Below are 14,596 nucleotides of genomic sequence, written 5' to 3' on the forward strand. Positions count from 1 at the left end.
CGTCCCCTTCAACAATACCTCATAGAAGAGGGAATAGGTCAGCTCTTGCACGCAGCGCCAGCCCTGGGGGGATCATGAAAGAGTTTGCGGATATACCAGCGCCCGAGGCGCTCCGGAGCGCGCAGGTTGGTGCAGGAGCAAGGGATGCGCGGACCACGAATGAGCTGGGCACTCCCCGGGACGCTTCGCTGGAGGCCGTGTGCTTCACGGCAGGCGTTGATGGCACCCCATTTGCCGCAGGAGTCACCCATGCCTATCTGGCTGCGGATCGCCCTCCTCCCGCGGTCATCGCGGGGATTTCCTCAGGAGCGCTCTCGGCGGCGGCCATGGCCGCCAGCTTCGAGGAGCTGGCCTCATGCCACGAGGAGAAGGGGCGGAATGAAGCCCGGCGCTGGCGCTGGTTCCGCTCCTATCTGGACGCTCTGGCGAACCGGCCCCTGGATGTCTTCTGGCGGGGCCTCCCCAGCTTCGCCGAGTTCTCGACCCTGGGAGGCCGCCTACGCCCATTGCCCGACCCAGCGATCCCGCAGGACTCTTTCCTCAAGGAAGCCGAGCGTGATGCGTTGAAGCGCCGGTTCCTGCTCCAGCACCTCGGGCAGTGGATCTGCCACCTCCCGCTCAAGATGAAGGACATAGCGGGGCTGTTCGTCAATAGCGCCGTAGCCCGGGAGCGCAACATTGGCACATGGTGGGAGCGTTGCATGGCCACGGCGAGGTTCCTGGGACTCGCGGTCTTGAGCGTCCTGCAGTTCCTCCTGCACCTCGTCGTCACCCCTCAGTTCCTCAACCAGGCGCACTACCTGCAGCCCACGAAGTCGGGAAAGCGAAGGAGCCCGCGGCTGCGCCCGCTGTTTGGCTGGCGTGGCTGGCTGGGATCCACGGTGATCTTTGTCCTGCTCCTCACGTGGTTCGTCACCCTGATCGGGCTGGGACTGGGCATGGTGCTAGGGGGACTCCATTCTTTCTCCCTGCCTCGCTGGCCAGCCATGGCCCGGTGGATCCCGGATATGGACGTGCTCCAGTGCCTAAAGCTCGGAGCCATCATTGCGGCGGCTCCAGTGGCCGTTGGCCTGCTGGTGAGCATGCTGCGCCCGCTCACGACCTGGTTGGCTCAGCAGCACCGCCTTAGGCCGCTCGCATGGCTGGCACAGAAGGCCGTGGATTTCTTCTCGAAGGGAAACTCCGCGCTCGTGGAGTACCTCATCGAGCGAACGGGCATCACCCGCGCCCTCCTCTCCGACTTCTACCTCCTCCATTTCCTGGCGCATCTCTTCGCGGATGGGGGCAGACGGACAAGGACCATTGGCTCGTTCAAGCACTCCCAGCTCCTGTTGGTTGCCGCTCCACTGCAGACAATTCCCAGGAAGCCCGACCAAGCCAACGATGCGAAAGCGCCTGGGGGTCAGCCGCGCGGTAGCAAGACCCACCAGCTCTGGGCAGCTCCCGGCACGGACTTGATCGCAGCCCTACGGGCCTCACTCGCGCTGCCGGGCCTGTTTGAACCGATTCGGCTCTCTCAGGAGCGGTTCTCGAAAGCATGGCAGGGCGCCCAGTCGATTGACTTCTCGCGCATCACCCAGGCCGACCTAGTGGACGGCGCCGTAATCCGGAACAACCCGCTGCCGGCCCTCTTCACGTTCCTGGATCCACGCCAGAAGGACCAGGGCTCGAAGCTGGGCGATGAGATCGAGCGAGCGAACACACCGGAACGCCCGGGGATCCATGTCGTCTACAGCATCGCCGTGGACAAGCGCGAGCTAGGCGAGGCCGCCTCACGAGAAGGTTTTCCGGACATCGTTGAGGCGGCCCAGAAGAGCCTGCGCCTGGCGCGCCGGTGTGACACGGAGTTGGAGGTCATCCAGACCAACTTCATGTCGGGGCTCGAGAAAACCATCCGCGACTTGCAGCCCCAACAGGGCGCCGCGATGCAGCCCCTCCGCTGCATCTACGCGGACGAGATCGCCCCCGCCTCGCACGAGCCCTTCCAGAACCAGGTGGCGCCCACGCGGGATGAGGTCCTCCGCCTGACGGCGGAAGGATGTCGGCGCACGCTTGGCCGACTGTACGCGCGGGAGATCCTGACCCACCCCCAGGGAAAGGATACTGGCAAGCTCCAATGCAAAATGCTGCTCTCAGCAGTAGCGAAGCGCCGCGAGCAAGCCATCTCTCAGGCTCAGCGCGGCGGGTGTGCGGAGGTCTGCGGGCACTGCACCCATGAAGTGGAGGTTCCCCAGGAGCTGCAACGCGCACAGCGTAAAGAGGCCACGCAACCTCGGGAGAGTGCGCTCCCCTTCCGGGCAGACCACTTCCCGCAGCTGCGGAGAGACAGGCCCCGCGTCGTCCTCGTGACGAGCGGAGGCGTGTTCCGGGGCGCCTTCCACGTCGGGTTGGCAGGGGCGCTCCTGGAGATCGGTTTGCAGCCTGATCTCATCGTCGGTGCCTCGGTGGGCACGCTCATAGGAGCGGTGACGGGCGCGCTCTTCCATCTGGAGGAAACGAAGGCGCGAAAGCGCCTGCAGCAGCTGGCGAAGATCTTCCTGGAGGTGGACCAGCAGGTGACGCATACGCGCTCGCTGTTGAGCGCTGTGCGGACCCTCGCCTTACGGGCTACAGCGGTGAACCTCTCGCCACGTGAGGTGATCTGGATGCTGCAGCGGGGAGCCCGAGAGGATGCCGGCTTCGCAGCCGTGGGGGCGCCTCCCGCGCTGCTCGACGCTCTCGCCGACATGTTCCTATTCCCTCACCGGGAGACGGCAGAGATGGCGTCGAGCTTCGTGACAGGGAAGTTCGCTGAGGCCCTTCGCCAGTTCCTGCATCTGCTCCGCCAGGAGACGCTGCCTCGGCTCGATGTCCGTGAAGCCTTGCTGGGCACTTCCTTGTTGGAGCTGCGCGCCCGAGAGCTGCTCGATCTCTCCGACGAGGCAGCAGCTCTGTCGACGCACCTCGAGCCGGATTGGTGGACGCTCGGCTCGGGTGGACAACCTTTCATGGGGCCGCCGGGGGACCCGAAGCGCAGGCACATTGCCTTCTTCGGGACGGCGACCGATCTCTGGACCGAGAGCCTGAAGCTGCTGGGAGGTGAAGCACCAGAAGATGAGCCGTATGACATCGTCGAAGCGGCGCTCGCCTCAAGCGCCTTCCCGGCGATCTTCTCCCCGCGGCGGGAGAGCCAGATCCGCCCGGGCGTCGGCCGCTCCGATGTCGTCTTCGCAGATGGAGGGATGTTCGACAACCTGCCCTTCATCCCGGCGATCAATGTCCTGCGCTCTGTTCAGCTGGATGAGTTGAAGCCCTGGGAGAACAGGGAGAAGGTCCCGGACGCGAAGCTCATCCAGTCCCTGGAGGACCGCAGAGACAATCCAGACCTCTTCATCGTTGGGGCGCTCAACGTGAACCCGGAGGAGACGGACGCGGCGCCTGTGCCTTACCAGCACCTGCCAGCCATCTTCGCGCGAGCGGGTTCCCTTCGTGACAACGTGAAGATCCGGACCTTCCAGCGCGCCTCGCGAGCCGTGGACCGTCAGATCCAGCGGCTGGTCGAGGCCGCGAAGCAAGGGGGCCGCATGGACAGTTCCCAACGCCAGCTCATTGCTGGCGTCGTCAACTCCGCCATCCTTCCGGTGTTCCCCACCTCGCGGGATCACCTAAACCCAACCTTTGCCTTCACACCGAGCACGGGCTTCGCTCCAGAGCGCGTCGGCCGGTCCATCGGAGACGGCTGCTATCAGACGCTGCGGACCCTGGCCCTGGAGCAAGCTGGGCTGCCGCAAGAGGACCAGCGCACCCGAGCCCTCAGGGCCGTGCGGAACGCGGGAAAGCTCAAGGACCTCCGTCGCCGGACCGAGAGAGAGGACCCACGTGCCGAAAATCGCATGAATGCATTCCTGTGCCCCTTCTTCGAAAAAGTCTCTGACTCAGGCCAAGGGGAGAGATTCGAGTGTCCGTTCGTGGAGGAGAAGAAGCAGAAAGCCGCGAACCTCATCTTTCGTCAGTGCATTTCCGACCCGATGCACGGATGAGGCGTTACCTCCTCTTCCGGCACATGGGGTGCTGCTGACCCAGGGGCTTTGAAAAAAAGGAGGCGACCATGCGATGGATCTTTTCGCGAATGGCATCTCTGGAGATGAGGGACTGGACTCTCCATGAGTGAACCGAACGACGCGCTGCCCAAAGGACTTATTCTTCTCTCCCAGCCTGAGCAACTCCGCACCGCGCATCAGGAGATGCTCGATGCGCTGCCCGAGGCCTACCGTGGGCTTCCCCACATCCTCGTCGACTTGGACATGTCCGAGGAGTCGCAGCAGGCAATCCGCTCTCTGGATTGGAGTGCCGTACAGCACACGATGGAGGAGTTGTTCCGTTCGAAGCTCGCTCCCCTCAAGAAGCAACATCCCGACTACCGGATCATCTACTTCGGCTCCTCACCCGTCCCGCTCGCTATCCATCTGGGCTTCTTGATCAACACTTGGCAGCAGGTGGAGGTCGTCCCGCACCACCATGGGCAGCGGATCTGGAAGTGGATCTCCGAGCCTGGGAAGCCGCCCGCCCGCCTTACTCCCGTCCAACTGCCAGAGGAGCGGGATCGGACGCCGGGAGAGGCGATCATCCGGGTTTCGACATCCCATGTCGTGGACCCCTTGATGACACGGCGCGTAGTGTCTGAACCGCTCGTGGAGATTGACATTGCACTGGAGCACCCGGCCGAAGATGCCTTCTCCCACCTGCAGGAGATGCAGAAGGTCGCTCATGCCTTCCGTGAAGCGCTGGACACTCTAGGGGATCAATTCCCTGGAGTCGACCGCATCCACTTGTTTGCGTCAGTACAGCCAGGTGTGGCGCTCCTTCTAGGAGCCCAGATCAGTCCGACGATGCATCCTCCCGTGCAAACCTATCAATATGTGCGGAACACTGAGAGCTCGGTGTATCACGTGCCTGCAGTGTTGGTGAATGGTCCGGAACGTCCGGAGCCCGTCCCTTTGGGTCCGGGGGAGAAAGAGCGGGCCAAGCGCGATCGCGAACACCTGGCGGAAGACCTCGAGCGAATGAAGGGCTTCGCGAGCCAGCCTCCCCAACACCTTTCGCAAGGGTGGCTTGCGGGGCTGTTGGCACGGCCTGACGGACATTCGGCATTTTCTCATGCTTGGTTGCACCTGCCTGCTCTGCGCGAGACGCCTCTGTCGCGGTCGACTGTGGATGTTCCCACCCACAGTGTCGAGGACAGCTTTCGCCTCGAGTCCACGCTCAATGTATGGCAACTGGACGACCATTGGCTGACCCGCCTCTCGCTGAGGTTGCCTGAAACCAAGGAGAAACAGCGGGCTCTGCGCATGCTCGTTCTGCATGAACTCGCACACCGAGGTCCTCAGGCACTCACCAGTTTCTCAAGCCGGGGCATCGGGCGATTTCCCAAGGTGCTTGAGGAGATCGACTATCACGCGGACGTCTGGGCAATGCTTCATGAACATGCGCTGACCGGGCTGCAGTCCCCTCGCGAGGTCGAAGACGTACAGCGGTTCTTCATGGATCTTATCCGGATCGCGACGAATACCATGTGGGCATTCGATGATGGGGGGCCACCGCTGCGTGAGATCCAGGTCCGTCGACTCAACCGTTACCTCATCTGGGCTTGGCAATACCTGTTGCTGGAGCGTGGCGCTGGGATGGGCCGCAGGACAACGCTCGACACGGTCCTAGCGATTCTCGCCCAGCGTCCCGTCATCGAGTTGGCCGGGCCCGATGTCCGTACACGTAGCGAGCGCATCTACTTCGCTCTCGACTCCGCACACATGAACGTGCCTGAACTCGCCATCTACCATGACGGCCGCCTCTACCGACACGGAGCGCGCTTCGACTTCTCCATCAAGGAACTGCTCGCCCATGTGCAGAAGCGCGAGAGCCAGAAGATCCTCGACGCCTTGCGCGCGGCGTTCGAGCAGACCGTCCGCTGAACTTCCTCCCTGCCTTACCGTTCAAAGGAGCTCACATGTCATTTCAACCCTTGTTCCGGCGCTTCCACGAGGCCATTCAACTGAAGCGGTTCGACGAGAACGCCGAACTCATCGAGAAGCGTGACCGCATCCTGAAGAGGCTTCGCGACAATCTGAAGGGTCCTGGCAACGTCAAGGTCACCTTCGAGCCGTTCAACCAGGGCAGCTATGCCATGGGAACGGGCATCAAGCCTCTCAACAAGGACTACGACATCGATGTCGGGATCGAACTCAACCTCGACTACCGGAGTCATGATCCCGTCGAGGTCAAAGGATGGGTCTACAAGGCCATCGAGGGCCACACCAAGGCCATCCAGTGGCGTCGGCCCTGTATCACGGTCTACTACCAGCAGGAGGGAGAGCCCGTCTATCACGTCGATCTTGCCATCATGGCCAAGGATCCCTACACAGGCGGGCTCCGCCTAGCGATCGGCAAGGAGAACTCGGCGCAAAGCCAGCGCGAGTGGCAGAACGATGATCGCAAGGGCTTCATGACGGCCGTCGAAAACCGCTTCTCCACGAGTGAAGACGCCGCACAGTTCCGTCGGGTGATCCGCTATTTGAAGCGCTGGAAGGACAAGCACTTCTCCAGCGAGGGACATGCGGCGCCCACGGGACTGAGCCTCACCGTCGCCGCGTACGAGTGGTTCCAGCCGATGGCAGACGCCACAGCTGCAGGCAAGGAGTACAACGACCTGATAGCGACCATGGCCCTGGTGCAAAAGATCCACCAACGATTCGGCCAAGCTTGGGATTCGTCTCTCTCCCGAGACGTTCCGCGACTCTCCCTCCTGTTCCCCAAGGCACCACATGATGACGTGTTCGCCCGCATGACGAATCAGCAGATGATCGAGTTCCACAAGCGCCTGGGCATCCTGGGAGGATGGCTTGAGGAGGGGCGGAAGACTCGATCCATTAGCCCACTGCGCCAGGCCTTTGGCGAGGACTTTCCTGAGCAGTGACGCTCGATGGCCGCGCCCTCAAGCGAGTGCGGAGCCGAAGCCGAGCGAGGTGGGCCCGCCGACAGCGGCAATGGGGAGGCAAGGCGGCGGAAGGAGCGAACGCTACAGCTGAATGCGTGGCCCAAGGCAGCACCGAGCATCTTGCTCACGTCCATTACTACTCGCCCGCCGCGCTCGTCTCGCGGTATCTCGCCCCCTAGCCTAACGATGGCCACGGTGTCGTGTCGGCTGTGGGTTGACCTGACGCATGTCAGGAGCGAGCCCCTCCCACTCAGCCGTCATCAATTCCCAGCCTTCACGAAAAGCTTCACGACACTGCTCCCGTGACCACATGCGCCCGCGACACTCCAGACAGAAGTTCCCATGCTTCGCAGGAGGGAGTGCAGCGTACCGAGCTGATTCAAGAAGCCGAGGAATCAGCCGTCGACGAAGTTCGGCCTGCTTCTGCCGAAGGCGCGGGATGCTTGCCACGGCTGCCTCCCATCGATCACGAACAACCACGCCTCGCACCGTGAGGTTCAGCGAGAAGAGACGATCAAGCGTCGCGGGACCAACTCCCTGCACGTGAACTTGAGTCACTAACAACTGCGGAAGCTGTAACGCGAGGAAATGGCCAAGAGTCTCACGGCAGCGCTTCTCAGGCTCAGTGACAGGCGCAGAATAATCCCCATAAGCAATGCACCGACTGCATCCCTCTGCACCACATCCAGAGCACCGAGCAGCTCCCGCGAGTGGTCCCTCAAGGCGGCTCGTGCCATCGAGGATCGCGAACGTGAACCGAAACTCCGTCGTCTCCTCAAACTTCACGATTAGCCGAAATGGCCCGACCTGTGCCTCAGCTGTGCCGGTCCGATGAAAGTCATAGTGGTCTGAAGCAGTGGGCGAAACGGCGACGGGGGCTGCGATGTTCCAGAGTCGGGACTCCGCTCCGAGACACCACGCGGCGAAGTCCCCGGCAAGTTCCGACGACAGCGGTTCCAGTGTCGTCTCGCGCCATGAGGGTGACGGAAGCGCCTCGGCGTGCCTGCGCTTGACGTGATCGAACGTTTTTCTGAACGCATCCCAAGCCCGCGCGAGTTCCTCAGTAACACGAGGAACTGTTGATTCGAAGCGAGCCGCATCACGCTGGCGACTCTGCTCAAGAAATGCAGCGTCCCACTTCGCCTTCGTGGCCGTGCGGACCCCCTCAGTCAGTGCTGGTTCGCATGCTGCGCAGACAAGCGCACGGCGGCCCAAGGGACGCACGGCCCAAGGCGCATCTGGCCATTCGTCCGCAGGAATACGAGTATAAAGGCGATAAGAGCGGCGTGGCACGAAGGCACCGCACCGCGAGCAGGGCTCCCCGGTATATGTCCCCGGTACGGCCAACGTCCCGAGATGCGGAAGCGCAACGTACAACTGACCTGGCTCAAGCTCATCAAGTACACGGCCATCCGCGTTAGGCGAGACAATGAAGACTACTGGCGCAACACTCTCTAACTGACGCTTGCGTGCCACCGTCTTCGCTGTGGGATGGGTGAGGCACTCGATGAACACGATGTTCTGGCCGTCGGTGACGAGCAGATTCGCGAACGTCCCGATCCCTTGAATGCCGATACTTCGAGGGAAGACCCGGAGCCCGGCACGTAGCGCCCGGGCGACCACCAGATGGCGCATCTCCGCATGCTGGGCCGACTCCCGGTAACCCTCGAGTTCGCCGTATGAAGCTCCCCAGCCATCCAGCCTCTTGTGCGCGACCTCATCCGCCAGCACGAACGCGAACGGTAAGGAACGGACTTCGCCCCGCGACAACAGACCCTCGCGCCGGTCGGAGTGGATCGATGGATCCAGGTCGGCAACGACCTCCGCAGACGGTTCGTTGCCGATGACGAAAGGCCCAATGTTCGTCGTGCTCGTATCTATGACACCTCGGGCAGCATCAACTTCACCGCACAGCTTTGAACTCCGCCAAGAACTCTCGGAACTGTTTCCAGGAACTCTTTGGCGCCTTTTCGCGCTCCGGACCTACCGGGTTTCTTTCAGGTGCGAGCTCGCTTCCTTCGGCATGTCCCCTCGCCCCATGGGTCCATGCAAATGGGTGAACTCTTTGTTTATGGTGTCGAGGACCAGCAACACCAGGTAGGGGCCTACAGGTTACTGCCCATTCGAAGCATCCCGAGGCCCCCTTTCAGGCCATATCAGCGAGCCCGTCTACGCACTACGCCGTCACCGCAGAAACCTGCCGGCGTAGTCCGTCGTGGCGTAGCACTCCTCTACCCAATGGGACGTGCGCCCGCACCTGTAGCAGACGTTCGGGGACCGCCCATGGAGGCGCCCATGTACCGCACGCGTTACCGCGACCAGATTCTCCGGCCGGTTGTCGCCCTTGTCCCCGTTGATGTGGTGCACCACCCGCCCGCGACGGATAGGACCTCCCAGTTGCTTCTCCATCACCCGCCGGTGGACGGACTTCTTCCGTCCATTTCTATCGGTGAAGATCTTGTAGCCGTTTCTCTGCTCAAACCACATGGTTCTCCCTCCTTTCTACGGGCCTAGCCGAACAGCCAGTCCAGGAAACCCGGCTTCTCGCGGGTGGGCACGTGCAGGTTCCGCTCGCGACGCCACCTGATGTACGAGGCGCCGTTCCGCGAGCCCTTCTCCTGGTTGCAGTCGATGCAGGCCGGGAAAAGGTTGTTCAGGTGATCGGTCCCACCATTTGCCTTCGAGACCGAATGATCGACCTGCCAGGCGCCACGCCGGCTGTACACGCCGTGGTTGCTGAACACGATCTGCTTCTCGCAGTAGCGGCAAGCCCCGTTGGTCTTCTCGAACACAGCTTCAATAATCTCGTTAGAAAGCATCGATCCTCTTCGTCTCCCACGCGACGCGTCGGGCGCCTTTCCAGCGCCTAGTTGACCGCTCGCTTCGAGTCGGCTTGACGGAGGACGTGCTTGGTGGCTAAACCACCAATGGTTGCGCAGTCCCGTCAGGCCCCTCAGGCCGAGCAGCAGTAGCCTTGAGAGGTCGGAGTTGCCGCTCCGACCTCTCCTCTTTCGCTTCAGTTCCGCTCCATCACTTCGCCGTCTTTGCCACTCCTTTCTGGCCGGGCGATGCCTTCGTCATCGACGACGGCTATTCGGCCTTCTTCGTCACTTCAGGTGGTGTTGTAGCGGGTGCTGCTGGTGCCTCGTCGTCCGAGAACAGGTGCTCAAGCAGCTTGAAGAGAGCGAAGAGCCCCCCGCCGAGCAGCAGCGCGCCTCCGAGCGTCGTCTTAAGGTCCTCGCCACCCTTCAGTCCTCGAGCCTGTTGGATCGCTGCGAGAATGCGCGCTGCGTTCGGATCAGTCTTCACCTCCTTGTCTCCTTCAGCCTCCCACCGGTAAAGCGTCGATGGATTCACGCCAAGCAGCTGCGCGAACGCGCTCGAGGTCATTCCGAGTTCGGTCCGCAGCTCCTTGATCGCGTTGCCTGTCATCAGTGCCATCTCCGTTCTCGCGTACGCCCTTGCGCACGCACTCGCATATGCAAGTGCGTAAAGTAGCAGAGCCTGAACGGCCGTCAAGTGGGTCTGCCGAGCAGCTTTAATGACGCAGCTGGTCAGGGGCCAGCTGGCAGTTTCTCCCTACCTTCACCCACCATCCTCTTCTGAGAACGGGCAACACCTCGGCAGATAGGGCTCGCGCCCCCCCCGCAGGTCCCCGGGCTCTTTCACTACGTTCGGGATGTCCCGGAACTTGGGCAGTCTCAGCCGCCGGCGTCAGCCGTGGCACTTCTTGTACTTCTTGCCCGAGCCGCAGAAGCACAGTTCGTTGCGGCCGAGTTTCCTCAGCCGTTCGGCGTGGCGCGGCTCCGCATCCGGCAAAGGAAAGCCCGGCGGCGGCAGCCACTGAGGAGGGGGCGGGTCCCGTCTCAGCTTAGCGATGAGCTGGCGTTGCCTTTGCAACTCGAGGCGGCCATTGGCAGAGAGCCCCGCCTCATATGGCGCGAGCCGTGCCATCTCGGCCTCAGCGCCTCTGAAGTCTCCGCAGTATGCCAGCGTGACAGCATACTGCGATCTCACGGGAATGACGTAGGCCGCAAGCTTGAGCCGCTGCAGGTTGGGCAGGATGTTGGTCTCGAAGACCTGCCGGGCTCCGACGTAGTCGCAGCGGCCTATGAACTCGTCTACGACGTCCTGCCCGACGCGGATCAGCGACTCCGGCGCCTGTGCGAGTTCATAGAACTTCATCGCGTGAATGCGCGCGAACGCGACATCCGCGCCGTCCGCGTTCACCGCCTTGGCGCATAGGTCCAAGCAGTCCGCGAGATGCTTGCAATGGTCGACGACATCGTCACTCCGCTTTAGCAGCGGGCGGAGTTCAGACGCATTACGGCCAAGAACGACCTGGGGCGTGAGTCCGAGCAGGTCGTAGTACTCCTGAGCCACCGCGAGCGCTTCGGACGCGGCCTTGTCGTGATCGCCGAGATGGTGGAGCGCGACCGCAGCGTTGTAGCGGAAAATGCGCTGGTAAGCCGGGGTCGCCTTGAGCGCGGCTTGGGCCTCGGTCTTGACGCGCATCGCCGCGTCTGCCCGTCCTTCGCGCGCGAGCAGCATCATTTCCTTCAGGCTGACCGCGAGCCGTTCGTCCTGGCCGAGAGCGTGGTCGGCGACCAAGCGCTTCATGCGCTCTATGTGAGGTCGGACATCGCCGCCTTCCCGCAGAGCATTGAAGACGATTCCGTCCAGAGCCCAGAAGCGCGACTCGGGATCGACGCTGTCGGATCCCGCTGCGGCGTGCAGGTGAGCCTCTATCTCCGGCCACAGACCCATCTCGTGAAAGAGTTCGTCGGTCCCGAGCTGGACGAGCGTCTTGATGTCCTCCGTTTCCGCCAAGACACGCAAGAGGAGCTTCAGCTTAGGGTAACTCCAGTCCGCCTTCAGCGATCTCCGAAGCACATCCCGGAGACTGCGGTATGCCGCAGCCTCGCTGTCGGCTCCCAGGCTCGCAAGTTGCGCTCGACCAAGGAGCCGAAAAGCGTCATGAATCTTGAGGTGGTCGCCGCCGAACACCTCTAGCACCGCCGCGGTACGCAGCCCGCGCAACAATCCCGCGACCGCTCGCACGTCGATGCCCAGTGACGCCGTCACAACGCCGACAATCTCATCGTGGGACAGGGGCACGTCGCTCAGGCTGAGCACGCCCAAGGCGTGCCGAGCGGGCCCCGACAAGGCGTCGACAGTGCGGGACAGGATCAATTCCTGGACGGTTTCGACAGAATGAGTCAGGGCGGAGAACTGAGCGCACAAAGCAGCCACGTCGCCGCCAAGCTCCGAGCGCGCTACGGCTAAAGCATTCTGCACGTAGAGTGGCAGACCACCGGTAAGGGCGAGCAGCGCCTGGCAATCAGCAAGATTGGCCCGGCAGTTCATGGAAGCCGCTTCGGCCGCTATGGCATCGGGTGACCAGCCGTGCAGAGTCTCTGGCTCGACCCCGAGCCGTCGGGCAAGTTCCAGTTGGTGCGCTCCGGGCTGGCACAACAAAACGAAGTTCAGCCCAGACGCGGCGCGCACGGCGGCTTCGACGTCGACCGGCTGCGGGTCGTGCGCGTTATCGAGCACGACAGTCAGCTTCCGGCCCTCGGAGACGAGGCGACGCGCGAGCCCCTTCAGGATCTCCAAACCAGAGGCGCCCGGCAATAGCACTTCGCCGAGCCTGCCACCTGAGGCACCGTAGATGCGCGCCGCCAAGTCACGCGCCAGACCGGACGCCAGGCTCGGCCCCGGCACCTCGCGGAGATCGTAGTAGGCGAGGTCACCCACCGTATGCAGAGCGGCCTGGGACACCCAAGCCGTTTTACCCGCGCCCGAATAGCCGGCGATCAACCGCAGTGGCGCATCTGCGAGCAAAGTTGGCTCGTCCGCTTGCGCGCGGTACACGGACGGTGGCGCCGGGAAGTCTTGCAACTGAACGACGATCTGTTCGAAGAGCCCTGTCAGTTCATCTGGACGGAATGCATGATCGGCGCGAGGTGCCGCTCCGCTGGCCGCCGCCATCACCGCCCCGGCGAGCTTCCAGACGAGCGTTTCGGGCGACAGCAGAGCATACGGCAGGCGGGCAGCGAGTTCCCGACACACGTTGAATGCATCCGCTAGGCTTGCGGGCGAGATCGGAGTGACGGGGTCACCGGACGCTGCGCTGCCGGGATAGTCGATACGAACATCTCTCGGCCAGCTCGGGTCTGCCACGCGGTTCGCGAGAGACGGCGTCAGCGGGGCGTTCGTCGCGATGACGAACACCGCCTCCTCCGGGCGCGCTCCAGATTGATGCAATCGCCTGTACGTGTCGAAGCGCTCGAGCGCAGCCTCAATGTCAGTGTTGCCGAGTGGCCCGGCGCGGAACTTCACTTGCACATAGGTCCGGCCATTCGCACGAACGATCTCGACGTCTTCGTCGCTTTCTACGATAACGGCCAACACGTCCGTGCCCGGAGTCAGCAGCAGGCTCCGGGCGGCGTACAAATGCTGGAACAGGAAACCACGGTGGACAGCCTCGATACGAGTCAGCTGAGCCGTGTCGACCACCACCGGACGGCCTTCGTCCATGCCATTCCCCCGCGCAGGATACGTTCGATGCGCCGCTGAGCGAAGCCGTAAGCGGTCGATGAAGGCAGATACCCTAACGCGCCCCTGCGCTCCCGCGCGCGTAGCCTTCGCGCGAGCACTATAGCTTCTGCCGGAGCACAAGACGAATGGGGGCCCTGTCAAAGGGGCGAGAGAGTCATCAAGCAGGGGAAGAGCCGAAGCCTGAAGAGACGAGCAGAGTAACTGCTCGCCCAGCATCGTGGCGATGGAGTATCCACTTCTCCTGAGCCTCCGGCCGGACAGCCCGATGCCACTGGAAGTTGGGCACAGGGCACACAGGATGCTGACGCAGCGTCCGCCTCACGTCTTCCTCTGGCTCGGCAGGCAACTCCCTCTCCTCGTCTCGAACGGGGCACGGCGATCAGTTACGACGAGCACCCTGCCCCTGCCCTTGCACAATCCAGCCCTCCTCCCCGGGTATAAGCCCTTGGCGGAGTTTCCTCCGCTGACGCTCGGATGACCACGACAGCAACCCGCTGGAGTTGTCCGTCGTAGCGCCCAAGCGTCGAGTCATCTCGAAGTCCCTACCCCACTCACAACCCTGCGCCCGTTGGCGCGCACCGCGCGCGCTACGCGGACTCCACGCCCTTCGTGCGCGCGCCGCATGGAGGACACCGTGAAGAAGATCATCCACGCAGTCCGGAACTGCCGCCTGTTCCGGCCGATGACGTTCGCGGAGGCAAAGTGCCTCTGCCAAACCCTCAACGAGTCCATGGCTCGCGAGCACGCGCTGGCCAAGAAGGGCGTCCACCCCTTCCTACTGCGCCTTTACGCGGTAAAGCCGCGCCTGAGCCGCGCGTGCCTGCTGCTGCACGTCCGGTTTCTCGTGGGCAGCCAGAAGGAACGGACGGACATCATCCTGGGATGCTTCGACGCGCACGTCGAGCGGATGCTCAAACCCCGCCAGAGGGCCCCGCCCGCTGGCTGACGCAGCATCAGAAATCCAAGTGCGCTGGTGGGTATCAGCCTTAGAACCTATTTCGGTAGGCGCAGAAAGCGAAGGAGCGCCGTGTTGTCGAACCGTCGAGCCTCGGGGCCTACGAGGTT

8 protein-coding genes are annotated in these 14,596 nt (G+C 62.9%); 4 read left to right on the forward strand and 4 right to left on the reverse strand.

Annotated elements, in window-relative coordinates; translation table 11 throughout:
* The first annotated feature begins 74 nt into the window (after window positions 1–74).
* The 3 genes from KY572_RS45855 (at window position 75) to KY572_RS45865 (ending at window position 6,949) form a co-directional block, all read left to right on the forward strand.
* Entirely contained in the window at window positions 75–4,019 is a 3,945-nt protein-coding gene (locus KY572_RS45855; RefSeq protein ID WP_224250139.1) for a patatin-like phospholipase family protein, read from the forward strand.
* A gap of 123 nt (window positions 4,020–4,142) precedes the next feature.
* Window positions 4,143–5,948, forward strand: a complete 1,806-nt coding sequence (locus KY572_RS45860) for an SAVED domain-containing protein (RefSeq protein ID WP_224250140.1) — start codon at window positions 4,143–4,145, stop codon at window positions 5,946–5,948.
* Between the two features lie 35 nt (window positions 5,949–5,983).
* Window positions 5,984–6,949, forward strand: a complete 966-nt coding sequence (locus KY572_RS45865) for a nucleotidyltransferase domain-containing protein (RefSeq protein ID WP_224250141.1) — start codon at window positions 5,984–5,986, stop codon at window positions 6,947–6,949.
* A gap of 2,205 nt (window positions 6,950–9,154) precedes the next feature.
* On the opposite strand, the gene KY572_RS45870 is transcribed toward KY572_RS45865, so the two are convergent.
* From KY572_RS45870 to KY572_RS45885, 4 genes are all read right to left on the reverse strand, one after another.
* Window positions 9,155–9,457 (reverse strand): HNH endonuclease signature motif containing protein, encoded by a 303-nt coding sequence (locus KY572_RS45870; protein WP_224250142.1) that lies wholly within the window; start codon window positions 9,455–9,457, stop codon window positions 9,155–9,157.
* Between the two features lie 23 nt (window positions 9,458–9,480).
* Window positions 9,481–9,789, reverse strand: a complete 309-nt coding sequence (locus tag KY572_RS45875) for an HNH endonuclease (RefSeq protein WP_224250143.1) — start codon at window positions 9,787–9,789, stop codon at window positions 9,481–9,483.
* A 271-nt stretch (window positions 9,790–10,060) separates the two neighbouring features.
* Window positions 10,061–10,411: a helix-turn-helix domain-containing protein gene (locus KY572_RS45880; protein WP_224250144.1), complete on the reverse strand. Its 351-nt coding sequence runs from the start codon at window positions 10,409–10,411 to the stop codon at window positions 10,061–10,063.
* A gap of 273 nt (window positions 10,412–10,684) precedes the next feature.
* Window positions 10,685–13,510, reverse strand: a complete 2,826-nt coding sequence (locus KY572_RS45885; protein WP_224250145.1) for an SEC-C domain-containing protein — start codon at window positions 13,508–13,510, stop codon at window positions 10,685–10,687.
* Window positions 13,511–14,165: 655 nt separating this feature from the next.
* Between KY572_RS45885 and KY572_RS45890 the strand changes: the two genes are divergently transcribed.
* A complete protein-coding gene (locus KY572_RS45890) occupies window positions 14,166–14,477 on the forward strand; it encodes a hypothetical protein (RefSeq protein ID WP_224250146.1) in 312 nt (103 codons plus the stop codon).
* The last annotated feature ends 119 nt before the right edge of the window (window positions 14,478–14,596 follow it).

It is taken from the genome of Hyalangium gracile, assembly GCF_020103725.1.
Classification (GTDB): Bacteria; Myxococcota; Myxococcia; order Myxococcales; family Myxococcaceae; genus Hyalangium; species Hyalangium gracile.

Excerpts from the sequence above, each read along its gene's own strand:
- KY572_RS45855 (WP_224250139.1), top strand. The coding sequence starts at position 75 with ATGAAAGAGTTTGCGGATATACCAGCGCCCGAGGCGCTCCGGAGCGCG.
- KY572_RS45860 (WP_224250140.1), top strand. The coding sequence starts at position 4,143 with ATGAGTGAACCGAACGACGCGCTGCCCAAAGGACTTATTCTTCTCTCC.
- KY572_RS45865 (WP_224250141.1), top strand. The coding sequence starts at position 5,984 with ATGTCATTTCAACCCTTGTTCCGGCGCTTCCACGAGGCCATTCAACTG.
- KY572_RS45870 (WP_224250142.1), bottom strand. The coding sequence starts at position 9,457 with ATGTGGTTTGAGCAGAGAAACGGCTACAAGATCTTCACCGATAGAAAT.
- KY572_RS45875 (WP_224250143.1), bottom strand. The coding sequence starts at position 9,789 with ATGCTTTCTAACGAGATTATTGAAGCTGTGTTCGAGAAGACCAACGGG.
- KY572_RS45880 (WP_224250144.1), bottom strand. The coding sequence starts at position 10,411 with ATGGCACTGATGACAGGCAACGCGATCAAGGAGCTGCGGACCGAACTC.
- KY572_RS45885 (WP_224250145.1), bottom strand. The coding sequence starts at position 13,510 with ATGGACGAAGGCCGTCCGGTGGTGGTCGACACGGCTCAGCTGACTCGT.